General features: G+C 66.4%; 28 protein-coding genes and 1 riboswitch. Of the genes, 18 read left to right on the forward strand and 10 right to left on the reverse strand.

Annotated features, from left to right (window positions below; genetic code table 11):
• Positions 1 to 156 precede the first annotated feature (156 nt).
• From WDN01_03990 to WDN01_04000, 3 genes are all read left to right on the forward strand, one after another.
• Complete coding sequence (locus tag WDN01_03990; protein MEJ0025170.1) at positions 157 to 495, forward strand: hypothetical protein; 339 nt, start codon at positions 157 to 159, stop codon at positions 493 to 495.
• 61 nt (positions 496 to 556) lie between these two features.
• A riboswitch (TPP riboswitch) is annotated at positions 557 to 659 on the forward strand.
• Positions 651 to 2,468 carry a phosphomethylpyrimidine synthase ThiC gene (thiC, locus tag WDN01_03995; GenBank protein MEJ0025171.1) on the forward strand — a complete coding sequence of 606 codons (1,818 nt, stop codon included), beginning with the start codon at positions 651 to 653 and terminating at the stop codon, positions 2,466 to 2,468. It overlaps the preceding riboswitch by 9 nt.
• A 4-nt stretch (positions 2,469 to 2,472) precedes the next feature.
• Positions 2,473 to 3,054 carry an isochorismatase family cysteine hydrolase gene (locus WDN01_04000; GenBank protein MEJ0025172.1) on the forward strand — a complete coding sequence of 194 codons (582 nt, stop codon included), beginning with the start codon at positions 2,473 to 2,475 and terminating at the stop codon, positions 3,052 to 3,054.
• A gap of 55 nt (positions 3,055 to 3,109) precedes the next feature.
• Here WDN01_04000 and WDN01_04005 read toward each other — a convergent pair whose 3' ends face one another.
• The 3 genes from WDN01_04005 to WDN01_04015 all read right to left on the reverse strand — a co-directional run bounded on the left by WDN01_04005 (position 3,110) and on the right by WDN01_04015 (position 5,689).
• Positions 3,110 to 3,982, reverse strand: a complete 873-nt coding sequence (locus WDN01_04005) for a hypothetical protein (GenBank protein MEJ0025173.1) — start codon at positions 3,980 to 3,982, stop codon at positions 3,110 to 3,112.
• A 147-nt stretch (positions 3,983 to 4,129) separates the two neighbouring features.
• Positions 4,130 to 5,335, reverse strand: a complete 1,206-nt coding sequence (locus WDN01_04010) for a HAMP domain-containing sensor histidine kinase (GenBank protein MEJ0025174.1) — start codon at positions 5,333 to 5,335, stop codon at positions 4,130 to 4,132.
• Between the two features lie 93 nt (positions 5,336 to 5,428).
• Positions 5,429 to 5,689 (reverse strand): GlsB/YeaQ/YmgE family stress response membrane protein, encoded by a 261-nt coding sequence (locus WDN01_04015; protein ID MEJ0025175.1) that lies wholly within the window; start codon positions 5,687 to 5,689, stop codon positions 5,429 to 5,431.
• A gap of 72 nt (positions 5,690 to 5,761) precedes the next feature.
• On the opposite strand from WDN01_04015, the gene WDN01_04020 reads away from it, so the two are divergent.
• The gene (locus WDN01_04020; protein ID MEJ0025176.1) at positions 5,762 to 7,021 is read left to right on the forward strand and encodes a divalent metal cation transporter; all 1,260 of its coding nucleotides are present in this window, start codon (positions 5,762 to 5,764) and stop codon (positions 7,019 to 7,021) included.
• A 2-nt stretch (positions 7,022 to 7,023) separates the two neighbouring features.
• Here WDN01_04020 and WDN01_04025 read toward each other — a convergent pair whose 3' ends face one another.
• The gene (locus tag WDN01_04025) at positions 7,024 to 8,025 is read right to left on the reverse strand and encodes an NADPH:quinone oxidoreductase family protein (protein ID MEJ0025177.1); all 1,002 of its coding nucleotides are present in this window, start codon (positions 8,023 to 8,025) and stop codon (positions 7,024 to 7,026) included.
• 101 nt (positions 8,026 to 8,126) lie between these two features.
• Here WDN01_04025 and WDN01_04030 point away from each other — a divergent pair, with 101 nt between their 5' ends.
• Positions 8,127 to 8,699 carry a DUF6491 family protein gene (locus WDN01_04030; GenBank protein MEJ0025178.1) on the forward strand — a complete coding sequence of 191 codons (573 nt, stop codon included), beginning with the start codon at positions 8,127 to 8,129 and terminating at the stop codon, positions 8,697 to 8,699.
• Positions 8,700 to 8,758: 59 nt separating this feature from the next.
• Here the strand turns inward: WDN01_04030 and WDN01_04035 are convergent, their stop codons facing one another.
• Positions 8,759 to 9,760, reverse strand: coding sequence for an asparaginase (locus tag WDN01_04035; GenBank protein ID MEJ0025179.1), 1,002 nt, complete (start codon positions 9,758 to 9,760; stop codon positions 8,759 to 8,761).
• Positions 9,761 to 9,893: 133 nt separating this feature from the next.
• Here WDN01_04035 and WDN01_04040 point away from each other — a divergent pair, with 133 nt between their 5' ends.
• From WDN01_04040 to rlmN, 7 genes are all read left to right on the forward strand, one after another.
• Positions 9,894 to 10,427: an RNA methyltransferase gene (locus WDN01_04040; GenBank protein ID MEJ0025180.1), complete on the forward strand. Its 534-nt coding sequence runs from the start codon at positions 9,894 to 9,896 to the stop codon at positions 10,425 to 10,427.
• A 35-nt stretch (positions 10,428 to 10,462) separates the two neighbouring features.
• A complete protein-coding gene (locus tag WDN01_04045) occupies positions 10,463 to 11,221 on the forward strand; it encodes an ABC transporter ATP-binding protein (protein ID MEJ0025181.1) in 759 nt (252 codons plus the stop codon).
• A complete protein-coding gene (locus WDN01_04050; protein MEJ0025182.1) occupies positions 11,218 to 11,985 on the forward strand; it encodes an ABC transporter permease in 768 nt (255 codons plus the stop codon). The genes WDN01_04045 and WDN01_04050 overlap by 4 nt, the downstream gene beginning before the upstream one ends.
• A 182-nt stretch (positions 11,986 to 12,167) precedes the next feature.
• Positions 12,168 to 12,911, forward strand: coding sequence for an SDR family NAD(P)-dependent oxidoreductase (locus WDN01_04055; GenBank protein MEJ0025183.1), 744 nt, complete (start codon positions 12,168 to 12,170; stop codon positions 12,909 to 12,911).
• Positions 12,911 to 13,510, forward strand: a complete 600-nt coding sequence (locus tag WDN01_04060) for a 2-hydroxychromene-2-carboxylate isomerase (GenBank protein MEJ0025184.1) — start codon at positions 12,911 to 12,913, stop codon at positions 13,508 to 13,510. Before WDN01_04055 ends, WDN01_04060 begins: the two co-directional genes overlap by 1 nt.
• 118 nt (positions 13,511 to 13,628) lie before the next feature.
• On the forward strand, positions 13,629 to 14,153 hold the full coding sequence (locus WDN01_04065) for an invasion associated locus B family protein (protein ID MEJ0025185.1): 525 nt from the start codon (positions 13,629 to 13,631) through the stop codon (positions 14,151 to 14,153).
• A 156-nt stretch (positions 14,154 to 14,309) separates the two neighbouring features.
• Positions 14,310 to 15,434 carry a 23S rRNA (adenine(2503)-C(2))-methyltransferase RlmN gene (gene rlmN, locus WDN01_04070; GenBank protein MEJ0025186.1) on the forward strand — a complete coding sequence of 375 codons (1,125 nt, stop codon included), beginning with the start codon at positions 14,310 to 14,312 and terminating at the stop codon, positions 15,432 to 15,434.
• Between the two features lie 56 nt (positions 15,435 to 15,490).
• On the opposite strand, the gene WDN01_04075 is transcribed toward rlmN, so the two are convergent.
• Positions 15,491 to 16,078 carry a flavodoxin family protein gene (locus WDN01_04075; protein ID MEJ0025187.1) on the reverse strand — a complete coding sequence of 196 codons (588 nt, stop codon included), beginning with the start codon at positions 16,076 to 16,078 and terminating at the stop codon, positions 15,491 to 15,493.
• Between the two features lie 77 nt (positions 16,079 to 16,155).
• Positions 16,156 to 16,596: an Rrf2 family transcriptional regulator gene (locus tag WDN01_04080; protein ID MEJ0025188.1), complete on the reverse strand. Its 441-nt coding sequence runs from the start codon at positions 16,594 to 16,596 to the stop codon at positions 16,156 to 16,158.
• A gap of 155 nt (positions 16,597 to 16,751) precedes the next feature.
• Between WDN01_04080 and WDN01_04085 the strand changes: the two genes are divergently transcribed.
• Positions 16,752 to 17,495, forward strand: coding sequence for an SDR family oxidoreductase (locus WDN01_04085; protein ID MEJ0025189.1), 744 nt, complete (start codon positions 16,752 to 16,754; stop codon positions 17,493 to 17,495).
• A 107-nt stretch (positions 17,496 to 17,602) separates the two neighbouring features.
• Positions 17,603 to 18,163 (forward strand): AAA family ATPase, encoded by a 561-nt coding sequence (locus WDN01_04090; GenBank protein MEJ0025190.1) that lies wholly within the window; start codon positions 17,603 to 17,605, stop codon positions 18,161 to 18,163.
• Here the strand turns inward: WDN01_04090 and WDN01_04095 are convergent.
• Positions 18,135 to 18,725, reverse strand: coding sequence for a 2-hydroxychromene-2-carboxylate isomerase (locus tag WDN01_04095; GenBank protein ID MEJ0025191.1), 591 nt, complete (start codon positions 18,723 to 18,725; stop codon positions 18,135 to 18,137). The genes WDN01_04090 and WDN01_04095 overlap by 29 nt on opposite strands.
• Before the next feature lie 196 nt (positions 18,726 to 18,921).
• Between WDN01_04095 and WDN01_04100 the strand changes: the two genes are divergently transcribed.
• The 4 genes from WDN01_04100 to WDN01_04115 are packed head-to-tail and all read left to right on the forward strand — an operon-like array spanning position 18,922 to position 21,726.
• A complete protein-coding gene (locus WDN01_04100) occupies positions 18,922 to 20,157 on the forward strand; it encodes an argininosuccinate synthase (protein ID MEJ0025192.1) in 1,236 nt (411 codons plus the stop codon).
• Positions 20,158 to 20,191: 34 nt separating this feature from the next.
• Positions 20,192 to 20,542: a type II toxin-antitoxin system RelE/ParE family toxin gene (locus WDN01_04105; GenBank protein ID MEJ0025193.1), complete on the forward strand. Its 351-nt coding sequence runs from the start codon at positions 20,192 to 20,194 to the stop codon at positions 20,540 to 20,542.
• A gap of 16 nt (positions 20,543 to 20,558) precedes the next feature.
• Complete coding sequence (locus WDN01_04110; GenBank protein MEJ0025194.1) at positions 20,559 to 20,840, forward strand: transcriptional regulator; 282 nt, start codon at positions 20,559 to 20,561, stop codon at positions 20,838 to 20,840.
• 52 nt (positions 20,841 to 20,892) lie between these two features.
• On the forward strand, positions 20,893 to 21,726 hold the full coding sequence (locus WDN01_04115; GenBank protein ID MEJ0025195.1) for a class I SAM-dependent methyltransferase: 834 nt from the start codon (positions 20,893 to 20,895) through the stop codon (positions 21,724 to 21,726).
• Between the two features lie 29 nt (positions 21,727 to 21,755).
• Here WDN01_04115 and gyrB read toward each other — a convergent pair whose 3' ends face one another.
• Both gyrB and recF read right to left on the reverse strand, forming a co-directional pair.
• Positions 21,756 to 24,212: a DNA topoisomerase (ATP-hydrolyzing) subunit B gene (gene gyrB, locus WDN01_04120; protein ID MEJ0025196.1), complete on the reverse strand. Its 2,457-nt coding sequence runs from the start codon at positions 24,210 to 24,212 to the stop codon at positions 21,756 to 21,758.
• Between the two features lie 51 nt (positions 24,213 to 24,263).
• Positions 24,264 to 25,466 carry a DNA replication/repair protein RecF gene (gene recF, locus WDN01_04125; GenBank protein ID MEJ0025197.1) on the reverse strand — a complete coding sequence of 401 codons (1,203 nt, stop codon included), beginning with the start codon at positions 25,464 to 25,466 and terminating at the stop codon, positions 24,264 to 24,266.

The following is a 25,466-nucleotide window of genomic DNA, read 5'->3' on the forward strand; positions in this document are numbered from 1 at the left end:
GGAACGCCCAGGATGCGGAACAGGGCCATCGCCGGATGAAGATGCATGGGTGGGATCACGGGCGCCTCGCCGAACCTGTAAGGCCACACTAACACATTTGGCGCCGCCCGCGCCGACGGGATTAGACTGGCCGGCGGCCACAAAGGGGCAAGATCCATGATCAACGGAGCGCATGTCATCGTCTATTCGACGGACGCCGAGGCGGACAAAGCCTTCTTCCGGAACATCCTGAAATTCGCGCATGTCGATGTCGGGCATGGCTGGCTGATCTTCAAGCTTCCGCCGGCGGAGATCGCGGTTCATCCGTCCGATGAGAACGACCGGCACGAATTCTATCTGATGACCGACGACCTCGACGCCGAGATGGCGCGCCTCAAGAAGGCCGGCGTGGCCTGCGAGCCGCCCGCGATGCAGCCCTGGGGCAATCTCACCCGGATCAAGCTGCCCGGCGGCGGCAGGCTCGGTTTGTACCAGCCGAGGCATGCGCGGCCATAGTTCCCCGCGTCGCGAATCGCGACATTGCCGATGACAATGTCGGGATTCGCGACTAGTCTCCGCGCCATCCCAGGGGCGCCGGAAACGGCTGAGATCGCAATCCCGCGAGTCCCTTTGAACCTGATCCGGCTCATACCGGCGTAGGGAGAGGTGCGATGAACAAGCCTATCTTGAATCCCAAATCCGTTGCTGTCACGCGGGGGCCGCTGCCCGGCTCGAAGAAGGTGCTGGTGGACGGCGTGCCGTTCCGCGAAGTGGCCCTGAGCGGCGGCGAGGCGCCGGTGCGCCTCTACGACACATCAGGTCCGTATACGGACGAAACGGCGGCGATCGACATCGACAAGGGCCTCGGCGCCGCGCGCCGCGCCTGGATCCTCGCGCGCGGCGATGTGGAGGAATATGATGGCCGCGCCCGCAAGCCGGAGGATGACGGGCTCAAGCGCGGCGAGCTGCTCTCCGTGCCGCAATTCGACCGTGCCGGCCGCAAGCCGCTGCGCGCCAAGCCGGGCCGCAATGTCAGCCAGCTCCATTATGCGCGCCAGGGCCTGATCACCGAGGAGATGAAATACATCGCGGCGCGCGAGAATCTCGGCCGCTCGCCGAAGCGCGACGGCAATTCCTTCGGCGCATCGATCCCCAACGAGATCACGCCGGAATTCGTGCGGGACGAAGTGGCCCGCGGCCGCGCCATCATCCCGGCCAACATCAACCATCCCGAGACCGAGCCGATGATCATCGGCCGCAATTTCCTCACCAAGGTCAACGCCAATATCGGCAACTCCATCGTCACCTCCGGCGTGGCGGAGGAGGTGGAGAAGCTGGTCTGGTCGATCCGCTGGGGTGCCGATACCGTGATGGACCTTTCCACCGGGCGGCACATCCACACCATCCGCGAATGGATCATCAGGAATTCGCCGGTGCCGATCGGCACGGTGCCGATCTACCAGGCGCTGGAGAAGGTCGGCGGCGTCGCCGAGGACCTGACCTGGGAGATCTACCGCGACACGCTGGTCGAGCAGTGCGAGCAGGGCGTCGACTATTTCACCGTCCATGCCGGCGTGCGCCTCGCGCATATCCCGCTGACCGCGGATCGCGTCACGGGCATCGTTTCACGCGGCGGCTCGATCCTGGCGAAATGGTGTCTGGCGCATCACAAGGAGAATTTCCTCTACACGCATTTCGAGGAAATCTGCGAACTGCTGAAGCAGTACGACGTGTCGTTCAGCCTGGGCGACGGCCTGCGCCCCGGCTCCATCGCCGACGCCAATGACGCGGCGCAATTCGCCGAGCTCGACACGCTGGGCGAGCTCAACAAGATCGCGCAGAAGCACGACGTCCAGACGATGATCGAAGGCCCCGGCCATGTGCCGATGCACAAGATCAAGGAGAACATGGACCGCCAGCTCGCGGCTTGCGACGAGGCGCCGTTCTACACGCTGGGGCCGCTGACGACCGACGTGGCGCCGGGCTACGACCACATCACCAGCGCCATCGGGGCGGCGATGATCGGCTGGTTCGGCTGCGCCATGCTCTGCTACGTCACGCCGAAGGAGCATCTGGGCCTGCCCGACCGCGACGACGTGAAGGCCGGCGTGATCGCCTACCGCATCGCGGCGCATGGCGCCGACCTCGCCAAGGGCCATCCGGCGGCGCGGATCTGGGACGACGCGATGAGCAAGGCGCGCTTCGAATTCCGCTGGCGCGACCAGTTCGCCCTGGCGCTCGATCCGGAGACGGCGCAGACCTATCACGACGAGACGCTGCCGGCCGATGGCGCCAAGGTGGCGCATTTCTGCTCGATGTGCGGCCCGAAATTCTGCTCGATGAAGATCAGCCAGGAAGTCCGCGACGCGGCGCGCGGCACGAACGACTCGATGTCCACCGCCGAAATCCGCGCCGCGATGGCGAAGAAGGCGGCCGAGTTCAAGCAGGGTGGCGGCGAGATCTACGTCCACAAGCCGGCGGCGGAGTAGGGCGGTGACGGATTTCAATCCGGCGCGTTCCGCGCTCCTCCTGATGGACTTTCAGAACGCCATCGTCGGGATGGTGGGCGAGGGCGGGCCGGCCCTGCTCGAGCGCGCCACCCGGGCGCGCGCCGCGGCCAAGGCGTCCGGCATGGCGGTGATGCATGTCCGCGTCGCCTTCGCCGAGGCCGACTACGCCGCGGTCTCGCCGCGCAACAAGGCTTTCACCGCGCTCAAGTCGAGCCGCTTCCTCGCCGACGGCACGCCGCCCGCCGCGATCCACGACGCACTCGCCCCGGCGAGCGATGAGGAAGTCTTCACCAAGCATCGCGTCGGCGCCTTCAGCACGACCAACCTTGCCGAACGCCTTATCGCGCGCGGCATCGATACGCTGGTGCTCGCCGGCATCGCCACCAGCGGCGTGGTGCTGTCCACGCTGCGCGACGCCGCCGACCACGATTACCGGCTGTTCGTGCTGGGCGATGTCTGCGCCGACCAGGACCCGGAGGTCCACCGCGTGTTGCTGGAGAAGGTCTTCCCGCGCCAGGCCGATGTGATCGGACTGGCGGATTTTCTCGGCGCCTTGGGAAAATGAAGGCGTTCGAAGGCCGCGCCCGGGCGCAACCTGTCGCAGCGCCGGCGCGGACCGTCTATCGCGGCTGTTCGATCGGCGTCTGAGGGTTGTTGTCCGGCATCGCCGGTCCGTTCGCGCCGCCGCCGCCATTGGGCTCCGCCGGATGGTTCGGATCGTAGACCGTGCTCGATCCGCTCGGCTGGTCGGTGATGATCGCGATCGTCTGCACCGAGTTGTCGCCGCCGACGATCTGCACCGTCGACGCATGGGCGGTGTCGTCGCACGCGACCTGCCGATTGGCGGGAAGCGTCCGGCAGCCGCCATTGGTCCACACAGCGCCCGGCGGCGGCTGCACTTCGCGGATGGTGACCGGACCCGACGGCACCTGGATCGCCGGCGAGCACGCGCCGGCGGGAACGGTGATGGTCCCCTTCATGCCGTCGACGCTGAAGACGGCATTGCCGCTGATGCCGTTGCCGAGCTTGCAGATTTCCAGCGGGCCGAAGGGAAGCCGGTGCTGATACCAGAAGATTTCCGTCACGCCGGGCCCGACTTCGACCGTCACCGACGCATGCTGCGGATCCTTGGCCTTGAGCCGGGCTGCGATCGCCGTCGCGATGTCGGTGACGGTGTAGCCGAGCGTCGGCGTCTCGACGATCGTGACGGTCGAGCCGATCGGATAGGGATAGCGGCCGAAGATGCAGTAGCCGCCCGGCGCCGGTCCCGCCGGGACGAAGAACCGGTTGATGCCCTGGGTGTCGGAAAATTCGAAGGGAATGCCGATCATGTCCGGAGAGTCGGCGATCTTGCACACCTTGACCGTTCCGTTCGCGGCGCTCGGCTTTTCGTAGATGGACGGTTTTGGCTGGTCGACCTTCTGCGCCGATGCGGCGAAAGTCGCGACAAGCAAGAATGCCGCCGCCAGCGATGTCGAAGAGAATATCCGCATCGGAGCCCCCCACAGGCCAAACGCAGATAGCATCTTAGGGTTATTAGGGTCCTCTGCCAACCAGGGCTCGAACGGCGGCCGGAATCCGGCCTATTCCCGGGGTTCTCGCTATCGCCGCCGCGAAGGGCGTGCCCAAAAGGCCTTGCGTCAGGCCGCCGCCGTCTCGTCGGCGAAGACGGAGCGGCCGCGCGGGAACGTCACGCGCACGCAGGTGCCCTTGTTCACCGCGCTCTCGATGACGAGGGTCGCGTCGTGCTGTTCGGTCAGCGCCTTGACCAGCGACAGGCCGAGACCGGTGCCTTCCTGGCTGCGCGACAGCGGGGAGTCGATCTGGCGGAAGGGCTCCAGCGCGAGCGGTATCTGCTCCGTCGACATGCCGATGCCGGTGTCCTTCACGCTGAGACAGATGCCGCCTTCCGCGCTCAGCATTGCGCTCAGGCGCACATGCCCGCCGGCCGGCGTGAACTTGATCGCGTTGGAGAGGAGGTTGAGAAGTATCTGCTTCACGCGCCGCGGATCGGCGTCGAGCTGCGGCAGCCCCGGCGTCAGGTCGAACGCGACGTCGATGCCGCTTTCCTGCGCCCGCACGGACACCATGCGGCGGCAGTCGCGAAAGAGATCGTCCAGGGCGAAGGGCTCGCAGCGCAGATCCATCTTGCCCGCCTCGGATTTCGACAGGTCGAGGATGTCGTTGATCAGCGCCAGAAGATGCTGTCCCGCGCCGTGGATGTCGGCGGAATATTCGCGGTAGCGCGGCACGCCATGGGCGCCGAACATCTCCGACGCCAGGACCTCCGAGAAGCCGATGATGGCGTTCAGCGGCGTGCGCAGTTCGTGGCTCATCAGCGCAAGGAAGCTCGACTTGGCGCGGTTCGCGGCCTGCGCGTCCGCCAGCGCGTGGGCGAGCTGGGTCTCGCGCATCTGCAGAAGGTGCAGCTTGCCGCTGACCAGCGCCTCGCAGGTTCCGATGCCGAGATAGCGTCCGCCGCGCGTCACCACGAAGCACTCGCGCAGGGCATCCGGCCAGTCCAGCGTCAGCATCTTGCCGAGTTCGGTCAGCTTCAGGTGCTCGTCCACCACCAGCGGACGAACGTTCGCCAGCTGCAGGATCGAGCGCTTGGCGTAGAGCTCCGGGATGAAGGGCTGCGCGTAGCGTGCGAGGAATCGCAGGCGGTTGACGATGCCTTTCACCGCGCCGTCGTCGTCGACGACGGCCGCGGCAACCTGGTCGCGGCGGTCGCCGAACCATTCGAAGACCTGGCCGCAGGTCGTGGCGACCGAGAAGGTCGGCATCGCGATGGCGAGTTGGCCCGCGGTCCAGTTGGACGAATCCGTCTCGGCTTCGTTCAACATGTCCCGCTATCCCGTGATTGGCTGCGGCACGCTAGCGAGACGCGGTTTTCGCGCGGTTAATTCCCGGGTGAAAGAATTGCGACACTAACGTGCCTAGCGCAGCGTCCGCCGCCCCGTCACCGCGTTCCACAGGAACAACGCGATCACCGCGCCCAGGATTGCCACGACCATCGACACGAGATTGAAGCGGAACATGTCGAAGTCCGACAGCGCGCGGAAGATCAGGCCGCCGACCACCGCGCCCACCAGCCCGAGCGCGATGTTGAGGATGCAGCCTTCGCCGCGCTTGTTGACGATCAGGCTGGCCAGCCAGCCGGTGATCGCTCCGAAGAATATCCAGCCCAGAACCGACATCGGCGAAACCCCTTTCCCTTTACTGCATTAGGTAGATAGTTGGAGCGGGCGGCACAAGCGCGAGCGGGATGGATGGCGGACGAAGCGGTCAAATCCCGCAATATCTTGCGTGTTCTTGGCCCGGGCCTCATCACCGGCGCGGCCGACGACGATCCCTCCGGCATCGCCACCTATTCCCAGGCCGGCGCGCAGTTCGGCTACGGCCTGACCTGGACCATGCTGCTCACGCTGCCCTTCATGGTGGCGATCCAGATCATCAGCGCCTGCATCGGCTGGGACACGCATAAGGGCCTCGCCAGCAACATCGCCCGCCGCCTGCCGGCGCCGGTGCTGCTCGGCCTCGTGGCGCTGCTTGTGATCGCCAACACGCTCAACATCGCGGCCGATCTCGCGGCGATGGGGGAGGGCCTGCGTCTCATCGTCGGCGGGCCGTCGGTCGCCTATGCGATCGGCTTCGGTGTCGCCTGCCTGATGGCGGAGGTGTTCATCCCCTATCACCGCTACGCCGGCTACATGAAATATCTGACGCTGGTTCTTTTCGTCTATGTCGCCGTGGCGTTCAGCGTGAACATCCCCTGGGGCCAGGTGCTGCTGGCGACCTTCCTGCCCTCGCTGTCGCTGAGCAAGGATGAATTGCTCACCGTGGTCGCGGTGTTCGGCACCACGATCAGCCCCTACCTCTTCTTCTGGCAGGCTTCGCAGGAGGCGGAGGAATCCCATCTCAGCTACCGCCACGGCGCGCGCCGCCTGCCGAGCCTGACCAAGGGCGCCTTCCGGCACATCGCCGTCGACACCGCCTTCGGCATGGTGGTCTCCAACTCCATCGCCTTCTTCATCATCGTCACCACCGCGGCGACGCTGCACGCCCACGGCATCACGAAGATCGACACCGCGGCCCAGGCCGCCGAGGCGCTGCGCCCGATCGCCGGCGCCTTCACCTTCGTGCTGTTCGCGGCCGGCATCATCGGCACCGGGCTGCTCGCGGTGCCGGTCTTGGCGGGCTCGGCGGCCTATGCGGTGGCCGAGTCCTTCCACATGCGCGGCAGCCTGGAGCTTCCCGCCAACCGCGCCATCGGCTTCTACGCCATCGTCAGCGCCGCGACACTGGCCGGCGCCGCCCTGACGCTCACAAGCATCGATCCCATCGCGATGCTGTTCTGGTCGGCGGTGATCAACGGCGTGGTCGCGGTGCCGATCATGGTGGCGATGATGATCGTCGCGGCCAGCCCCGACGTGGGTCCCACCCTGCCGCGCTGGCTGATCGTGCTCGGCTGGCTGGCGACCGCGCTGATGGCCCTCGCCGTCGCCTTATTGGGCTGGTCGAGCTTCTGAATTCAGCCCATCGTCACCACGACCTTGCCCATCGCCTTGCGGTCCATCAGCATACGGATCGATTTCCCGGCCTCGGCCAGCGGAAAAGTCGCCGACACGTCGGGATGGAGCTTGCCCTCCGCGATCATGCCCAGGATTTCGCGCAGCGAGTCGTTGGCGGCCTTGGGATCGCGCGCCGTGAAGGCGCCCCAGAACACGCCGAGGATGTCGCAGCCTTTCAGCAGCGTCAGGTTCAGCGGGATCTTCGGGATCTCGCCGGCCGCGAAGCCGATCACCAGATAGCGCCCCTCCCAGTTCATCGCCCGCAGCGCCGGCTCGGCATACTGGTCGCCCACCGGATCGTAGAGCACATCGGCGCCCTTGCCGTCGGTCAGTTCCTTGATCTTGTCGGATATCGCCTTCTGCTGGTCGCGCGACAGCGGCAGCTTGGGGTAGACAAATCCCGCCGTGGCACCGTGGCGGATCGCAAGATCGACCTTCTCCTGACTCGACGCGCCGGCTATCACCTTGGCGCCCATCGCGACGCCGAGCTCCACCGCCGACAGTCCGACGCCGCCGGCCGCGCCGAGCACCACCAGGCTCTCACCGGCCTTCAGCCGCGCGCGGTCCTTGAGCGCATGATAGGACGTGCCATAGGTCACGATGAAGGCGCTCGCGACTTCGAAGCCGACATTCGCCGGCACCGTCACGCAGCGCCGCGCATCCGCGACGACCTGCTCCGCGAAGCCGCCATTGCCGATCGACACCGCGACGCGGTCGCCGACCGCGATGCCGCTCACCCCTTCGCCCAGCGCCGTCACGACGCCGGCAACCTCGCCGCCCGGCGGGAAGGGTAATGCCGGCTTGAACTGATACTTGTCCGCCAACATCAGCACGTCGGGAAAATTTACACCGCAAGCCTTCACCGCGATCAGAACCTGGCCCTTGCCCGGCGCGGGCGACGGCACGTCGCGCAGCTCCATCTCTTCCGGCGGTCCGTAATGCGTGCAGAGCATGGCTTTCATGGCGGTTCTCCCGATGGCTTACGATGTTTTAATGACGAATGCCGCGACCATAAGCGATGCCTCGCGCGGCGCAAAGCCGGGCCCGATTGTCGCGACGGCGCATGGATGGGACGATCGGCTCATGTTTTGCGGCGGCGTCTCGCGCGGCCGGCATCCGCGCCCTCCGTCCGACTGGATCGAAAGCGGAACTTGCGCGTATTATGGAACTGGATGGGCGTTTACCTTCAACGAAGGATCGCACGCATATGCGTAAAATCATTTTGGGCGCGGCCGCGGCGGCCGCATTGCTTTCGAGCACACCGGCCTTTGCCGCATCGTCTCAGATCTGCATTCGCCACGACGATATCCGCAACTGGTCGGCCACCGACGACAAGCATCTGGTGCTGGAGAACTACAGTCACCAGAAGGCGCTGCTGACGCTGATCGGCACCTGCAGCGGCTTCAGATTCGCGGAGACCATCGTGATCCGCTCGCCGGGCGCATTCGGCCTGAGCTGCATCGAGCGCGGCGATTCGGTGCGCGCGCGGGAGCGGACGTTCCCTGGCACCTGTTCGATCGCGAAGATCGAGCCTTATACCGGCCCGGTCGGAAAGAACCACGACAGCAGCAACGCCAACAGCACCAACGCCGGCGGCAGCAACAACACCGGCGATCCGAGCAGCAACAGCCACTAGCGCCACCGTCATCCCCGGCCGAACGCCGCTTCGCGATCGCTCGGCCGGGGTGACAGGTGCTAGCCGACCCGCATTTCTTCCAATGTCCGCGCCGGCCGTCGTTCGCCCACAATCGTCCCCCGCGTGTTGAGCACCGGCGCCCGCAGCACCTCCCGCGCGCCGTCTCCCAGCAGTCCCAGTTTCTCCAAAACCGCCGCGATGACTGTCTCCGCCGCGCGGCTCGCCCCGTCGTCGATCTTGATCGCGATGCCGAGGCCGCGGCCCGGAATCCAGCCGCCGAAAAAGCCTTCCGCGCCGGTCTTCACCGCCGCCTTGCCGCTGCTGGCCTGGATCAGGGTGGCGCAGACCCGTCCCGTGCCCGACATCAGCTCGGGATGCGCGACCATCGCGCCGAGGATCCGCCTCGCCGCATCGGCGCGTGGTTTGGTTAGGCCCTTGCCCGACGCCATGTGCGCCGCGGCCCGCGCGAATTCGGTCAGCGAGGTCGCGAAATTCGGCGCGGCGCAGCCGTCGATGCCATAGGGCAGCTCGGCCGCGCCCGACAAATCCTTAAGCACCGCTGCCACCGCTTGCTGCACCGGATGGTCGATCCGCTCATAGCCTTCCGTGGCGACATCCCAATGCCGCGCCACGGTCAGGAATCCCGCATGCTTGCCCGAGCAATTGTTGTGGAGGCGCGTCGGCTTCTCGCCGCGGCGGATCATCGCTTCGGCGACCGGCTCGTAGCGCGACGGATGCGCGCCGCAGGCGAGATCCTTCTCGGAAAGACCGATCCGCGCCAGCCAGGCCGCGACGCGCGTGGTGTGCATCGGCTCGCCGGAATGCGACGCACAGGCGAGCGCGATCTCCTCGTCCGAAAGGCCGAACGCTTCCGCCGCGCCGGATTCCACCAGCACCATCGCCTGCATGGGCTTCAAGGAGGAGCGCGAATAGACCGGCGCCGCGATGTCGCCCAGCGCGGCGACGACCGCGCCCTCGGCATCGACCACGGCCAGGGCGCCGCGATGGACGCTCTCCACCAGGCCGCCGCGCGTCAGTTCGACTAGAATGGGATTTGCCATGGACTCCCTATAGCATCGTGCGCCGGAACGAGCAGCACTATAGGCCCGCCTCCCCCGCGCCGAAGCGAAGCGGAGGCTGGCGGGGGAGGTGCCCGTAGCACCGTCAGGTGCAAGGGGCGGAGGGGGACGCGAATTGCGAGGGTATTTTGCGGTAGGCGTCGACGGCATCTCCAAGCCGATGAATCTCGGCAATCTTATGCGCATCGCCAATGCGTTCGGCGCAAGCTTCTTCTTCACCGTCGCCGAGCAGCTCCGCCTCAACGACGCGCGTAACGCCGACACCTCCAAGACGCAGGGCGCGCTGCCCCTCTACAGCTACAAGGACGCGGGCGAGTTCCGCCTGCCGGTCGGCTGCCGGCTCGTCGGCGTCGAGATCGCCGAGGATGCGGTCGAGCTGCCGCGCTTCCGCCATCCGAGCCGCGCCGCCTATGTCTTCGGGGCCGAGCGCATGTCGCTGTCGCCCGAAATGCTGTCGCGCTGCGAGTTCGTGGTGAAGATCCCGACTCGCTTCTCGATCAATGTCGGCATGGCGGGCGCCATCACCCTGTACGACCGGCTGATCTCCACCGGCGGTTACGGCAGCCGCCCGATCGCCCCGGGCCGCGAGCCGCCGGAGGTCCCGCCGCAGCACAAATGGGGCGCCCCCATCGTGCGCACGAGAAAGTGACATTCGAAAATCCGGCGCTATAGTCCCGCCCGCTCATGACCACCGCCGCTCTCGATATTTCCCATCTGCGCAAGGTCTATCGCGGCGGGACCGTCGCCGTTCAGGACGTCTCGCTTACCGTTCAGCCCGGCGATTTCTTCGGCTTCCTCGGCCCCAACGGCGCCGGCAAGTCGACCACGATCCATTGCATCACCGGCATTTCCAACCCGACCTCGGGCACGATCCGCATCTTCGGCGTCGACGCGGTCGCGGACTATCGCGAGGCCCGCAAGCTGGTGGGCCTCAGCCCCCAGGAATTCAACGTCGACCCCTTCGCCAGCGGGCGGCAGATCGTCGATTGGATGGGCGGCTATTTCGGCATGCGCAAGGCCGAGCGCAAGAAGCGCGTCGACATGCTGATCGAGCGCTTCGATCTCGTGGCCCATGCCAACAAGCCGTTCCGCGAACTCTCCGGCGGGCTCAAGCGCCGCGTCATCCTCGCCCGCGCCATGATCAACGATCCGGCGCTCTTGATTCTCGACGAGCCGACGGCGGGCGTCGACGTCGAATTGCGCATGGATCTGTGGCGCTACCTCCAGGAGCTCAACCGCGACGGCAAGACGATCCTTCTGACCTCGCACTATCTGGAAGAGATCGAGCGGTTGTGCCGCACCATCGCCATCGTCGCCGGCGGCCGCATCGTGCGCCACGGCCCCAAGGAGGAATTCTTCACCGAGCCCGGCGGGCTGGAGCGCGCCTATCTCGCCGCCACCGGCCGCGCCGCCGATCACATCGCGGCGGCGGCCGCGCGATGACCGTCAACTGGATTGGCCTGTGGACGATGATCCGGCGCGAGCTGCAGCGCCTGGCGCGCGTGCCGATCCAGGCCGTGGTCGCGCCGCTGATCTCGGCACTGCTGTTCATCTTCATCTTCGGCTTCGTGGTCGGCGGCAGCATCCGGCACATCGGCGGCTTCCGCTATCTCGAATTCGTCCTGCCGGGCGTGGTGATGATGAACGTCATCAGCGCGTCGTTCCTGCAATCGACCGCCCAGGTCTATTTCCAGCGCTTCCAGAAGAGCATCGAGGAAATCCTGGTCTCGCCGCTCTCCTATGTCGAGATGATCGCCGGCACGGTCAGCGTCGTGATCCTGCGCTCGGTGCTGACCGCCCTCGGCATCATGCTGATCGGGGTTGCGTTCGGCGCGGTGCACATGCACTCGCTGCCGGAATTCCTTTTCTGGACGACCTTCGTCTCGATGATCTTCGGCTTCCTCGGCATCGTCATCGCGCTTTGGGCCAAGACCTTCGAGCAGCTCAACATGCTCATGGTGTTCTTCATCCAGCCGCTGTCGATGGTGGGCGGCGTGTTCAACACGGTCGAGATGCTGCCGCCCTGGCTGCGCTGGCTGGCCTATGGCAATCCGCTGTTCTATTTCATCAACGGCCTGCGTCATTCGATGATCGGATTCTCCGAAGGCTACGAAACCTTCGGCGCGATCTTCACCGTCGTCCTCGCGGCGGCCCTTGGCGGGCTCGTCTGGCGTCTCTACGCCATCGGCTGGGGCCTTAGAGAATAGCTCCTTTACCGGTGTCATGGTCCGCGAATGCAGGCCATCCAGGCGAGGTCTTCCGCGACCTCGATAGGTTCGCGATCATCCTGTTTATAGCCGCGCAGATTTCAACAGGGTCGCCCGCATTCGCGGGCGATGACAAATCGGGTTTGTTATATTATACCCGTCATCTAATCTTGGAGGCCGCCATGACGCCCCGCAACGCCACCGCCGCCATTATCGGCGCCGGCGACTATATCGGCTCCGCCATCGCGCGGAAATTCGCATCCGAGGGCTACACCGTCTTCGCCGGTCGGCGCACCGCCGACAAGCTCGCCCAACTCAAATCCGACATCGAATCCGGCGGCGGCCGCTGCGAGGCACGGGCTCTCGACGCCCGCAGGGAAGAGGACGTCGCGGCCTTCCTCAACGAGGCCGACGCGCATGCGCCGCTCGAAGTCTGCGTCTTCAACCCCGGCGCCAACGTCAACTTCCCGATCCTGGAGACCACCGAGCGCGTCTTCCGCAAGGTCTGGGAGATGGCCTGTTACGGCGGCTTCCTCACGGGCCGCGAGGCCGCCCGCCTGATGCTTCCGCGGGGCAGGGGCACCATCCTCTTCACCGGCGCAACCGCGAGCCTGCGCGGCGGCAAGGGCTATGCCGCCTTCGCCTCGGCCAAGTTCGGCCTGCGCGCCGTGGCGCAGAGCATGGCGCGCGAGTTGGGGCCCGAGAACATCCACGTCGCCCATCTCATCATCGACGCCGGCGTCGACACGGCCTTCGTCAAGGAGCGCATCCGGGCCCGCGGCGGCGACGCGGCGGTCGCCGCCATCGCGCCGGACCAGCTCATGAATCCGGAGTCCATCGCCGCCGCCTATTGGTATCTTCACACCCAGACGCGAGACGCCTGGACCTTCGAACTCGACGTGCGGCCCTACAAGGAGAGCTGGTGATGTCCTCCGTGGAATTCCTGTTCGATTTCGGCAGTCCCAACGCCTTCTTCGCCCACCGGGTCATCCCCGAGATCGAAAAGCGCACCGGCGCCAAATGCGAGTACATGCCCGTCCTGCTCGGCGGCATCTTCAAGGCGACGGGCAACCAGTCGCCGATGCAGGCCTTCGGCCACATCCAGAACAAGATGGCCTATGAACAGCTCGAGACCCAGCGCTTCATCCGCCGCCACCACATCGACGACTTCACGTTCAACCCGTTCTTCCCGATCAACACGCTGAACCTGATGCGCATGGCGGTCGCGGCGCAGAACGAGGGCATTCTGCCCGCCTACATGGACGCCGTGTTCCGCGCCATGTGGATAGAGCCCAAGAAGATGGACGACCCCGAGGTCGCGAAGGCGGCGCTGGCCGCGTCCGGCCTCGACCCGGCGCTGTACGAGCGCGGCCAGGCCCCCGACGTGAAGGCCAGGCTGATCGCCAACACCGAGGCCGCCGTCGCCCGCGGCGCCTTCGGCATCCCGACCTTCTTCGTGGACGACGAGATGTTCTTCGGCAAGGACCGCCTGCGGGACGTGGAGGAGGCGATCCGGGGCTTTTGACAATTGCCGTGGACCTGCGCCGCGCGCGCCCCTATTCTTCCTCCCGGAATTCAACGTCACCACAGAAGTGCCTGAATCCGCTGCCAGAAGGGATATCAGGCTTCCGGAGCAAACATTCATGATTCGGCCGACCCTTCTTGTCGCCCTCATCGGCGCCGCCGTCCTCGTCGCCGGTCCCGCCGCGGCCGACGACGCGACCCTTCTCGGCGTGTCCCGGGACTGGTCTGCCTTCACCTCCGGCACGGGCGCGGACAAGACCTGCTACGCCATGTCCAAGCCTACTGACAGCACGCCGCGGAAGATCAAGCGCGATCCGATCTTCTTCCTGATCACCGACTGGCCGGCGCGCAAGACGAAGTCCGAGCCCGAGGCCGTCCCCGGCTACCAGTACAAGGACGGCAGCACCGTCACCGCCCAGGTCGGCTCCGATTCGTTCGAATTCTTCACCCAGAACGACGGCGGCGCCGGCGCGGCCTGGATTCGCAAGCGCGCCGACGAGGTCCGCCTGGTCACGGCGATGCGGAACGGCCAGTCGCTGGTGGTCACAGGCACGAGCAAGCGCGGCACGGTCACCAAGGACACCTATTCCCTGGCCGGCCTCGGTGACGCGCTGGACCGCATCCACAAAGCCTGCGGAATGTAGGAGTTCCTACCCTCCCCTTGAGGGAGGGTCGAAAAATCCGAAGGATTTTTCGGGGAGGGGTCGGGCCGCGGCGCCAAACCCCTCCCCGAAAAATTTCTCGCTCCGCTCGAAATTTTGTCGACCCTCCCTCAAGGGGAGAGTGATAATAGCTCCCCCATGACCGTCTCCACCCTCATCGGCCTTTCGCCCGACGCGCTGCAAACCGCGCTGCGCGATGCCGGCCTGCCCGAGAAGGCCGCGCCGATGCGCGCGCGGCAGCTTTGGAACTGGGTCTATGTCCATGGCGCGAAGGATTTCGCGTCCATGACCAATCTCGCCAAGGACGTCCGCGCGACCCTCGCCGACAGCTTCACGCTGGCCCGCCCCGAAATCGTCACGGAGCAGATTTCCAATGACGGCACGCGCAAATGGCTGCTGCGCACAGGCCCGGGCATCGAGTTCGAGACCGTGTTCATCCCGGAACCGGGCAGGGGCACGCTCTGCGTCTCCTCCCAGGTCGGCTGCACGCTGAATTGCCGCTTCTGCCACACCGGCACGCAGAAGCTGGTGCGCAACCTCACACCCGCCGAGATCGTCGGCCAGGTGATGGTCGCCAAGGATTCGCTGGCCGACTGGCCGTCCACCAAGGAAGAGCGCCGCATCACCAATGTCGTGATGATGGGCATGGGCGAGCCGCTCTATAATTTCGACAATGTGAAGGCGGCGCTCGCCATCGTCGCCGACGGCGAGGCGCTGGCGCTGTCGAAGCGCCGGGTCACGCTCTCCACGGCCGGCGTGGTTCCGATGATCCCGCGCGCCGGTGCCGAGATCGGCTCGTCGCTGGCGATTTCGCTGCACGCGGTGCGCGACGACATCCGCGACGTCATCGTGCCGATCAACAAGAAATACCCGCTAAAGGAATTGCTGGAGGCCTGCCGCACCTATCCCGGCGTCTCCAATGCGCGGCGCATCACCTTCGAATATGTGATGCTCAAAGGCGTGAATGACAGCCTGGCCGAGGCGCGCGAGCTGGTGAAGCTGATCAAGGGCATCCCGGCCAAGATCAACCTGATCCCGTTCAACCCCTGGCCCGGCGCGCCTTACGAGTGCTCCGACTGGAGTCAGATCGAGGCCTTCGCCGAGATCGTGAACCGCGCCGGCTATGCGAGCCCGGTCCGCACCCCGCGCGGCCGGGACATCATGGCCGCCTGCGGCCAGCTCAAGAGCGAGAGCGTGAAGCTGAAGGCGAAAGACCGCCTCGCCGACCTCGAAAGCGCGTCGCTTGCGCGGTTGCCCAGCTAGATATTGGACAACACAGGCAAGGTCGCGTGCCGCGTCGCCGCGGCACGCGCCTCACGTCAGGCCGCCAGCGGGAGGATACGCCAGCGGCGGGCTGCTTCTGCAACGCGCTGGCCGAGATGCTCGGCGGTGCGCTTGTCGGATGCGGTGGGACCGACCTCCGGGCCGCCATCGGCCGGCGACTGCGCCATGGCGCCGAGGAAGCCGCCGAGACGGTTCAGATCCTCGGGCGAGCCCTTGGAATGGTTGTTGCCCGGCATCAGGCCGAGATTGACCCACACCATGCCGTGCTGCGCGGCGAAGATCGAAAGCTGGATCAGCGAATTCAGCTTGTCGCCGCTATGGCTGGCGGAATTGGTGAAGCCGGCCGCGATCTTGTCGTTCAGCTTGCCCCACACCTTGGACGTCGCGTCCATGAAGGTTTTGAACGGCCCCGACACGCTGCCCATATAGGTCGGCGAGCCCAGGATGATGGCGTCGGCGGCTTCGAGCTTCGCCAGCACCGGTGTGAAATCCTTTTCGCCGCCTTCGATGCGGATCAGCTCGACCTGCGTGCCGGGCACCCGGCCCGCGCCGGCGGCGACGGCCTTGGCCTGTTCGGCGGTATGGCCATAGCCCGAATGATAGACAACAACGACCTTGCTCACGATGACCTCCGTTTGATTGATATAGTAACTGTTACAGTTACAAATATGGGTCGGGACAGCCGCCGGCAAGGCCTGCGTCAAACCGGCTCGGCGGGGGCGGTCTCGACCGTCTTGAGCACGCTGGCGAGCGTTGTTTTCACAAGGGAATTCCGCGCCGCCTCGTCGATCGAGCGGACGATGCCGCAGATCACGCCGGGGGCGGCGCGGCCGATCGGGCACTCCGTGTCGGCTTTCTCGCGAAAGCCCAGCGCGGCGTTTTCCTCCACCGCGTCGTAGATGTCGCTGAGATGGATTTTCCGGGCATCGCGCGCCAGCCAGGTGCCGCCCAGAGCGCCCGCGCGCGTCTCCAAGAGCCCGGCCGAAGCCAGCGCGCCGATCACCCGCCGCACGACCACCGGGTTCGCGCCGATGCTGTCCGCCAGATAGCCGGACGTTACGGCATGCTCGGCCGAGGTGGCGTCCTCATGCGCGAGAAGCACCATGACGTGCACGGCGGTTGCAAAGCGAAGGCTGGCCATGCACTAGCAATAATACCGCGTATAGATAATTCAAGCTGCGGCTCGTCCATCCGCAAGCGCCCGCGTTCACGTCTGCGTTCCTCCGTTCTCACCCGGACAATCGGCGTCGCCAGATTCCGCTTGCCCGGACCGCGCCGGAGCCGGAGAGTTTCGCGATGGAAAATCTCTTTGATCTGTCGAACAAGATCGCCCTGGTGACAGGCGGCAGTCGCGGGCTCGGCCGCGCCATGGTGCTGGCCTTCGCCAGGGCCGGTGCCGATATCGTGATCGCCAGCCGCAAGCTCGACGCCTGCGAGGCCGTCGCCCGGGAGGTCGAGGCGCTCGGCCGCCGCGCGCTGCCCGTCGCGGCCCATGTCGGCAAATGGAGCGACAATGACCGCCTGGCCGACGCGGCTCATGCGCATTTCGGGCGCGTCGACATCCTGGTCAACAATGCCGGCATGTCGCCGCTGGCGCCGTCGCTGTCGGCCACGACCGAAGAACTGTTCGACAAGATCGTCGACGTGAACTTCAAGGGCCCGTTCCGCCTCTCGGCGCTGATCGGCGAGCGGATGATGGCGGGCGCGGGCGGCACGATCGTCAATCTGTCGAGCTCGGCTGCGTTCAAGCCGGAGCCGGCGACGGTTCCCTATTCCGGCGCCAAGGCGGCGATCAATGCGATGACGGTGGCGCTGGCCAAGGCCTTCGCGCCCAAGGTGCGGGTGAACGCCATCGCGCCCGGCCCGTTCCTCACCGACGTCTCCGGCGCCTGGCGCGACAACGAGGCGTTCAAGCGCCAGCTCGGCCTCAAGCGCTTCGGCGAGCCGGACGAGATCGTCGGCACCGCGCTCTATCTCGCGAGCGACGCGTCGTCCTTCACCACGGGCGCGACGATCCGCGTCGACGGCGGCGTCTGGTAGCTTGACTTGGCCGCGGCGGCGTTTCACCATCGCGTCTCTCCTCCAAAATCCGTCCAACCGTCCCGCGGCCGCGCCTTTGCGTCCGCGCGCGATATCCGTGAGGCATCATGCTGCGAAACAACTTTCACATCCTCTCCGGCGGTCCCGGCGCCGGAAAGACCACGCTGCTCGAAGCCCTGCGCGGGGCCGGCTATCTTTGCGTCGATGAGGCGGCGCGAAAGGTCCTGCGGCAGCAGGCGGCCATCGGCGGCAATGCCACCCATGATGGCGACCGCGCCCGCTATCGCGATCTCACCTTCCAGCAGGAATTGGCAGACTACCACGCGGTGGTGGAGACCTCCGCGCCGGTGTTCTTCGACCGCGCCATTCCCGAGCTTTCCGGCTACGGCAATCCGCCGGGCGCCGGCGATCCGCCCGCGCTGACGGATGCCATCGCGCAATGCCGCTACAACGAGACGGTTTTCCTCTTCCCGCCCTGGCCGGAAATCTACGTCCCCGACGAAGAGCGCAAGCACGATTTCGCCGAGGCGGTCGCGGTCTTCGAGACCATCGCCGCCACCTACCGCCGCCTGGGTTACCGCCCCGTCGAGGTGCCGCGCGCCAGCGTCGAGGAACGCCTGCGCTTCGTGCTGGACGCCGTCAGGGATTTCGCGCTGCCCATGCAATAGCCTCTTCCAGGCGGTCATTCCCCCAGAACATCTCGCCGCCCGCAATGACGCTCGGCGCGCCGAACACGCCCCTTGCGACGGCTTCCTCGTTTTGCGTCCGCAATCTTGCCTTGTTCTCGGGCGTGTTGGCGGCCGCCACGGCCGCCGCCGGGTCGGTGCCGACCCGCGCCAGCATGTCGGCCAGCACGTCGTCGTCGGCTATGTCCTTTCGCTCGGCGAAATTCGCCGTATAGACCGCGCGCACGAAATCCGGCATCCAGTCTTCGCCTTCAGCCGCCAGCGCGATCCGCGCCGCCTTGAGGCCGTTCTGCGGAAACCGCAGCGGCGGCAGCGCGAGGGCCACGTCTTCCCGCGCGCAGATGCGCGCCAGATCGCGCCACATATACGCGCCCTTCGCGGGGTTGAGATTGAACGGCGAGTCGCCCCACCCCTGCGCGGCGAAGATCGGCCCCAACAGGAACGGCCGCCAGCGCAGGTGCACGCCTGCCGCCTGGGCGAGCCGCCCCACCCGCATCGCCGCGGGATAGGAATAGGTGCTCGCGAACTCGAACCAGAAGTCCATCGCCGCCGCTCCGCATCGTGCCGCCGCCATCCTTAGCGCAAGTCGTTTCCGCGATGGCGCATTGCCATCGCGCCGCAAACGCATGCCGCGCCCGCTTGACGACTGCGTGGACCGGCTATCTAACCGACGGTCAGTCCGAATTGTCCGGTCGGGACGGGTCGGAAATGATTAAACCGTTGATTTCATGGGACAAGTCATGGCGCAAAAGGGCGTGAAGAAAGTCGTGCTGGCCTATTCGGGCGGCCTCGACACCTCGGTCATCCTGAAATGGCTGCAGACCGAATACGGCGCCGAGGTCGTCACCTTCACCGCCGATCTGGGGCAAGGGGAGGAGCTCGGTCCGGCGCGCGAGAAGGCGCTCTTGCTCGGCATCAAGCCGCAGAACATCTACATCGAGGACGTGCGCGAGGAATTCGTGCGCGACTACGTTTTCCCGATGTTCCGCGCCAATGCGCAGTACGAGGGCGTCTACCTGCTCGGCACCTCCATCGCGCGGCCCTTGATCGCCAAGAAGCAGATCGAGATCGCGCAGAAGGTCGGCGCCGACGCGGTCAGCCACGGCTCGACCGGCAAGGGCAACGACCAGGTGCGCTACGAACTCAGCTATTACGCTCTCAAGCCCGACATCAAGATCATCGCGCCCTGGCGCGAATGGGACCTCACCAGCCGCACCAGGCTCCTGGAGTTCGCCGAGAAGCACCAGATCCCGATCGCCAAGGACAAGCGCGGCGAGGCGCCGTTCTCGGTCGACGCGAACCTGCTGCACTCCTCCTCGGAAGGAAAGGTTCTGGAAGACCCCGCCGTCGAAGCCGACAGCATCGTCTATCAGCGCACCATCTCGCCCGAGGACGCACCGGACAAGGCGACGGTGGTCGAGATCGGCTTCGAGAACGGCGACGCGGTCTCCATCGACGGCCAGGCGCTATCGCCCGCCACGCTCCTTGCCAGGCTCAACGAGCTCGGCAAGGCCAACGGCATCGGCCGGCTCGACCTGGTGGAGAACCGCTTCGTCGGCATGAAGTCGCGCGGCATCTACGAGACGCCGGGCGGCACGATCCTGCTCGCCGCCCATCGCGCGATGGAATCGATCACGCTCGACCGCGGCGCAGCCCATCTGAAGGACGATCTGATGCCGCGCTATGCCGAGCTGATCTATAACGGCTTCTGGTTCACGCCGGAGCGCGAGATGCTCCAGGCCCTGATCGACAAGAGCCAGCAATTCGTCACCGGAACGGTGCGGCTCAAGCTCTACAAGGGCAACACGATGACGATCGGGCGCGCGTCGCCCTATTCGCTCTATGCGCAGGATCTGGTGACGTTCGAGGACGACCAGGGCGCCTACGACCAGCGCGACGCCACCGGCTTCATCAAGCTCAACGCGCTCAGGCTGCGCACCCTGGCGATGCGCAAGCGGAAGGCGGAGAAGAAATAGCTTGCGCTATGGTAACGCATACGGTACCATCTAGATGATCAGATTGCTCGAATATCTGGATGCAAGCGGTCGCAATCCATTTGTTCGGTGGCGAGAGAAATTGGATGACGTCGCACGTGCGCGCGTGACTACCGCGCTGCTTCGGCTGGAAGAAGGCAATATATCGAATCTAAAAGGCGTCGGCGGCGGTCTTGTCGAACTGAGGATCGCTTTCGGTCCCGGCTATCGCGTCTATCTCGCCTGGGATGGTCCGGCATTGATCGTGTTGTTTGGAGGTGGGACCCAAGGCACGGCAGCAGGCGGATATCGAGACGGCGCGCGGACGGCTGGCGGACTACCGTCGGCGCGTCAAGCAAGGAGGTTAGACAATGCCCCTGACCCATGAGTTCCGGGAAACGGTCATGGCGGACCTGCGGAAGAACCCCGGTTTCCGCGACGCCATGCTGCGCGAGGCGGTGGAGTCGCTGCTCAATGGCGAGTTGGCCGTCGGCAAGAGAATTCTGCGCGACTATGTCAACGCCACGATCGGATTCGAGAATCTCGCCAAGAAGGTGAAGATACCGCCGAAGAGCCTGATGCGGATGTTGGGCTCGTCCGGAAATCCGCAGATGAGCAATCTGTTCGCCATCATCGGCGCCTTGAAGGACCACGCCGGCATCGAGTTGCATCTCGCTGCCGAATGACCGCCGCACTGTCGTGATGCACCGGAACCGCCTCGGCCCAAGGATTGTCGACATGAGCGCAAACGCCGATCAGATCGAACATTGGAACGGGCCCGCCGGCCAGCGCTGGGCCGAGGCGCAGGACGCCATGGACCGTACCATGGCGTCCATCAGCGCGGCGCTTCTCGCCTTCGTCTCGGCGAAGCCGGGTGAGCGCATCCTCGATATCGGCAGCGGTTCGGGCGGCACGACACTGGAATACGCCAGGGCCGTCGGCGCAACGGGCCGCGCCGTCGGCGTCGACATTTCCCGGCCCATGCTCGCCGTCGCGCGCGCCCGCGCCGAAGCGGAGAGCTCCGCGGCCCGGTTCGTCGAGGCCGACGCCGCGGTGCATCCCTTCGCGCCGGAATTCGACACTGTCGCGTCGCGCTTCGGCGTGATGTTCTTCGCCGATCCCGTCGCCGCCTTCGCGAATATCCGCAAAGCCTTGAAGCCCGGCGGCCGCCTCGCCTTTGTGTGCTGGCGCACGATGCCGGAGAATTTCTGGGCGGCCGCGCCCTTCGCCGCGGCGCGGCCCTTACTTCCCGAGCAGCCGGCGCCCGATCCGCACGCGCCCGGACCTTTCGCTTTCGCCGATCCGGCGCGCGCCGCGTCGATCCTCGAGGCGGCCGGCTTCAAGGCGGTCGAGGTCCAAAAGCTCGATACGGCGATGCATGTCGCGAAAACCGCCGCCGACGCGGCGCAGTTCTCGCTGTCCATCGGCCCGCTGTCGCGCGCCGCGAGCGGCGTGGACGATGCCGTACGCGCGAAGATCGTCGAGGCCGTCACGGCCGCGATGGCGAAATACGAAACGCCCGACGGCGTTTCGCCTCCCGCCGCCTGCTGGCTGGTGCGCGCCCGGGTCTAACCGCCGGTCCCGTCCTCGCTATTTGCGCGTCACACGTCCAGCGTCGCGTTGAGGGCGTGGTCCTGGATGAATTCGCGGCGGGGTTCGACGACTTCGCCCATCAGCTTGGTGAAGAGATCGTCCGCCTCGTCGACATGCTCGACCTTCACGCGCAGCAGCGTGCGGACGTTCTCGTCCAGCGTCGTCTCCCAGAGCTGCTCCGGGTTCATCTCGCCCAGGCCCTTGTAGCGCTGGAGCGACAATCCCTTGCGGCCCCAGTCGAGCACCGCCTCCAGAAGCTGGCTCGGCGCGCGCACCTCCACGATCTCGTCCTTGCGCCGAAGCTGGCCGACCTTCAGATAAGCTTGTTGCAAATCCGGCGCCATGCGGTCGAGCTTGCGCGCGTCGGCGCTGTCGATCAGCGCCCCGTCGATGGCGACCGCCTCGCGCACGCCGCGCACCTCGCGCCAGAATTTGAGGCCGCCGTCCGGCGTCGGCTCGCCATGCCAGCCGCGCTCGAACTCCTCGGAGAGCAAATCGAGGCGCTGCGCGATATAGGTCGCCGCGGCCGCGACCTTCTCCTTGTCCGCCACGATCTCGGGATTGAGCGCGCCGGCGATCGCCGCCTGCTCCAGCACGAAGCGCGGATAGTGCAGGGGAAAGCCGTTCAGCGCGGCCACGGCGGTCCGCGCCTTGGCGACCAGGGCGTCGAAATCCGCGCCGGCCACCACTTCGCCCGAATGCAGCGTGAACACCGCGCCCTCCGAACCCTCGGAGAGGATGTAGTCGTCGTATTCCTGCTGGTTCTTCAGGTAGACCTCGGTCTTGCCGCGCGTCGCCTTGTAGAGCGGCGGCTGGGCGATATAGACGTGGCCGCGATCGATCAGTTCCGGCATCTGCCGGTACAGGAACGTCAGCAGCAGCGTGCGGATATGCGCGCCGTCGACGTCGGCATCGGTCATGATGATGATCTTGTGATAGCGCAGCTTGTCGGCGTTGAATTCCTCGCGGCCGATCCCGGTGCCGAGCGCGGTGATCAGCGAGATGATGGAATCGCTCGTCAGCATGCGGTCGAAGCGCACGCGCTCGATGTTCAGGATTTTGCCGCGCAGCGGCAGCACCGCCTGGTTCTCGCGGTTGCGCGCCTGCTTGGCGCTGCCGCCGGCGCTGTCGCCCTCGACGATGAAGATCTCGCATTTGGAGGGATCGCGCTCCTGGCAGTCGGCCAGCTTGCCGGGCAGCGAGGCGCCGTCGAGCACACCCTTGCGCCGCGTCAGCTCGCGCGCCTTGCGCGCCGCCTCGCGCGCCAGGGCGGCTTCCATCACCTTGCCGACGACCTGCTTGGCCTCGCCCGGATGCTCCTCGAGCCAGCGGCCGAGCTGGTCGATCACGACGCTCTCCACCACGGGCCGCACTTCGGAGGAGACGAGCTTCTCCTTGGTCTGCGACGAGAATTTCGGGTCCGGCACCTTGACCGACAGGACGCAGGTCAGACCCTCGCGGCAATCGTCGCCGGTCAGCGGTACCTTGTCCTTCTTCGCCGTGGTCATCTCGTCGGCGTATTTCGTCACCACCCGCGTCAGCGCGGCGCGGAAGCCGGCCAGATGCGTGCCGCCGTCCTTCTGCGGGATGTTGTTGGTGAAGCACAGCATGCTCTCGTGGTAGCTGTCGTTCCAGGTCAGCGCCACTTCCACGGTCATGCCGTCGCGCTCGGCGGTGATCATGATCGGGGCGGAGATCAGCGAACTCTTGGTGCGGTCGAGATATTGCACGAAGGCCTTGAGGCCTCCCTCATAGTGCAGCGTCGTCTCCTTCGCCTCCACGCCGCGCTTGTCGGCCAGGATGATGGTCACGCCGGAATTGAGGAAGGCGAGCTCGCGCAGCCGGTGCTCCAGCGTCGCGAAATCGAATTCGGTCTTGGTGAAGGTGCCGGTCGAGGGCAGGAAGGTCACTTCCGTGCCGCGCTGGCCTGGCCTCGCATCGCCGACGATCTTCAGCGGCGCCTCGGGCTCGCCATGGCGGAAGCGCATATAGTGCTCCTTGCCGTCGCGCCAGATGCGCAGGTCGAGGAATTCGCTGAGCGCGTTGACCACCGACACGCCGACGCCGTGCAGGCCACCCGACACCTTGTAGGCATTCTGCTCGAACTTACCGCCGGCATGGAGCTGGGTCATGATGACCTCGGCCGCGCTGACGCCCTCGCCTTCATGGATGCCGGTGGGAATCCCACGGCCGTTGTCGCGCACCGTGACCGAGCCGTCGGCGTTCAGCGAGACGTCGACCCGCGTCGCATAGCCGGCCAGCGCCTCGTCGATCGCGTTGTCGACGACTTCGTAGACCATGTGGTGCAGGCCCGAGCCGTCGTCGGTGTCGCCGATATACATGCCCGGCCGCTTGCGCACGGCATCGAGGCCCTTGAGGACCTTGATGCTGTCGGCGCCGTATTCCTCGGCGCCGTCGCCGGTGCCGCCGTTCAGGCCGTGGCCGTTGGTGGTATCGCCGGACATCAGTGCGAAGCCATGCGGTGGGTCGTGAGGGAAGGGACGAAATGCAAAGTGCTACTCCTGACGGGCGAATTGGCCGTCGTTGACATGAAACACGTCCGCGCGGCCGCCGAGGCCCGCGAACAGCGACAGATCGGTCCCCGTCATCCAGGCTTGCGCGCCCAGAGCCGCGATCTCCTCGAACAGCGCCGCGCGCCGGACGGCGTCGAGATGCGCCGCGATCTCGTCCAGCAGCAGGAGTGGGGCGTGGCCGCTCCGCGCCGCCGAAAGCTCCCAGGCGTCCGCGAGGACGATGGAGATCAGCAGCGCCTTCTGCTCGCCGGTCGAGCATTCGCGCGCATCGGCCCGCTTGGCGGTGTGGCGCACCGAAAGATCGGTCAGGTGTGGTCCGGCCGTCGTGCGCCCGGCCTCCGCGTCGCGCACCCGCGACCGCGCGAGTTTCTCGCGCAGCGCCTCGCGCGCGCCGTCGCCGAGCTCCGCCAGCAGCGCGTCGGTCTCGCCGTCCAGCGCGAGCTGCGCGCTCGGGAAGGCGCCGGCTTCGCCCCTTGCAACCAACGCATGGTTCAGCCGCTCGACCGTCTGCGCGCGGGAGACCGCCATCGCGATGCCGGCCTCGACCATCTCGGCTTCCAGTCCGTCCAGCCAGGCCGGATCGCGCGGCCCGAATTTGAGCAGCCGCGCCCGCTCGCGCATCGCGGTCTCGTAGCGCGTCGTGGTCCGCGCATGGCCGGCGTCGAAGCCGAGCACCAGCCGGTCGAGGAATTTGCGCCGCCCGCTCGCGCCCTCGATGAACAGCCGGTCCATCGCCGGGGTCAGCCACAGCATCTGCACCAGCTCGCCGAGCTCGGATGAGTTCTGCGCCGGCGCGCCGTTCAGGCGCACCTGCCGCCGCTCCCCGCCATTGGGTCCGAGCGTCAGCCCGGTCCCGATCTCGTAAGTCTCGCCCTGGCGCATCACCGTCGCCGCCACGGCCCACAGCGCATCGCTGGAGACGCTCGGCCCGCGCCGCACATGCTCGCCGAGCCTGGCGCCGCGCAGTCCGCGTCCCGGCGACAGCAGCGAGATCGCATCCAAAAGGTTTGTCTTGCCCGCGCCGTTCGGTCCCGCCAGCACCACCGGCGCGCCGCTCACGCCAAGCTCCGCTTCCGCGTAGGAGCGGAAATTGCGCAGCACCAGGCGCGTCACCGCCAGGCGCGCGGGCATCGCGTCAAAGGCGGACGCCGCGCCGTCGGGGCGCTGTGTCGGCTGGGTGTCCAA

This window comes from Rhizomicrobium sp., assembly GCA_037200985.1.
Lineage (GTDB): Bacteria > Pseudomonadota > Alphaproteobacteria > Micropepsales > Micropepsaceae > Rhizomicrobium.

Coding starts and splice junctions, on each gene's coding strand:
- WDN01_04095 (MEJ0025191.1), bottom strand. CDS start 18,725: ATGGACTTCTGGTTCGAGTTCGCGAGCACCTATTCCTATCCCGCGGCG.
- rlmN (MEJ0025186.1), top strand. CDS start 14,310: ATGACCGTCTCCACCCTCATCGGCCTTTCGCCCGACGCGCTGCAAACC.
- WDN01_04020 (MEJ0025176.1), top strand. CDS start 5,762: ATGGCGGACGAAGCGGTCAAATCCCGCAATATCTTGCGTGTTCTTGGC.
- WDN01_04110 (MEJ0025194.1), top strand. CDS start 20,559: ATGGCGGACCTGCGGAAGAACCCCGGTTTCCGCGACGCCATGCTGCGC.
- WDN01_04085 (MEJ0025189.1), top strand. CDS start 16,752: ATGGAAAATCTCTTTGATCTGTCGAACAAGATCGCCCTGGTGACAGGC.
- WDN01_04065 (MEJ0025185.1), top strand. CDS start 13,629: ATGATTCGGCCGACCCTTCTTGTCGCCCTCATCGGCGCCGCCGTCCTC.
- WDN01_04105 (MEJ0025193.1), top strand. CDS start 20,192: ATGATCAGATTGCTCGAATATCTGGATGCAAGCGGTCGCAATCCATTT.
- WDN01_04055 (MEJ0025183.1), top strand. CDS start 12,168: ATGACGCCCCGCAACGCCACCGCCGCCATTATCGGCGCCGGCGACTAT.
- WDN01_04025 (MEJ0025177.1), bottom strand. CDS start 8,025: ATGAAAGCCATGCTCTGCACGCATTACGGACCGCCGGAAGAGATGGAG.
- WDN01_04100 (MEJ0025192.1), top strand. CDS start 18,922: ATGGCGCAAAAGGGCGTGAAGAAAGTCGTGCTGGCCTATTCGGGCGGC.
- WDN01_04035 (MEJ0025179.1), bottom strand. CDS start 9,760: ATGGCAAATCCCATTCTAGTCGAACTGACGCGCGGCGGCCTGGTGGAG.
- WDN01_04080 (MEJ0025188.1), bottom strand. CDS start 16,596: ATGGCCAGCCTTCGCTTTGCAACCGCCGTGCACGTCATGGTGCTTCTC.
- WDN01_04060 (MEJ0025184.1), top strand. CDS start 12,911: ATGTCCTCCGTGGAATTCCTGTTCGATTTCGGCAGTCCCAACGCCTTC.
- WDN01_04115 (MEJ0025195.1), top strand. CDS start 20,893: ATGAGCGCAAACGCCGATCAGATCGAACATTGGAACGGGCCCGCCGGC.
- WDN01_03990 (MEJ0025170.1), top strand. CDS start 157: ATGATCAACGGAGCGCATGTCATCGTCTATTCGACGGACGCCGAGGCG.
- WDN01_04030 (MEJ0025178.1), top strand. CDS start 8,127: ATGGATGGGACGATCGGCTCATGTTTTGCGGCGGCGTCTCGCGCGGCC.
- WDN01_04010 (MEJ0025174.1), bottom strand. CDS start 5,335: ATGTTGAACGAAGCCGAGACGGATTCGTCCAACTGGACCGCGGGCCAA.
- WDN01_04005 (MEJ0025173.1), bottom strand. CDS start 3,982: ATGCGGATATTCTCTTCGACATCGCTGGCGGCGGCATTCTTGCTTGTC.
- WDN01_04015 (MEJ0025175.1), bottom strand. CDS start 5,689: ATGTCGGTTCTGGGCTGGATATTCTTCGGAGCGATCACCGGCTGGCTG.
- WDN01_04050 (MEJ0025182.1), top strand. CDS start 11,218: ATGACCGTCAACTGGATTGGCCTGTGGACGATGATCCGGCGCGAGCTG.
- WDN01_04045 (MEJ0025181.1), top strand. CDS start 10,463: ATGACCACCGCCGCTCTCGATATTTCCCATCTGCGCAAGGTCTATCGC.
- gyrB (MEJ0025196.1), bottom strand. CDS start 24,212: ATGTCCGGCGATACCACCAACGGCCACGGCCTGAACGGCGGCACCGGC.
- WDN01_04090 (MEJ0025190.1), top strand. CDS start 17,603: ATGCTGCGAAACAACTTTCACATCCTCTCCGGCGGTCCCGGCGCCGGA.
- thiC (MEJ0025171.1), top strand. CDS start 651: ATGAACAAGCCTATCTTGAATCCCAAATCCGTTGCTGTCACGCGGGGG.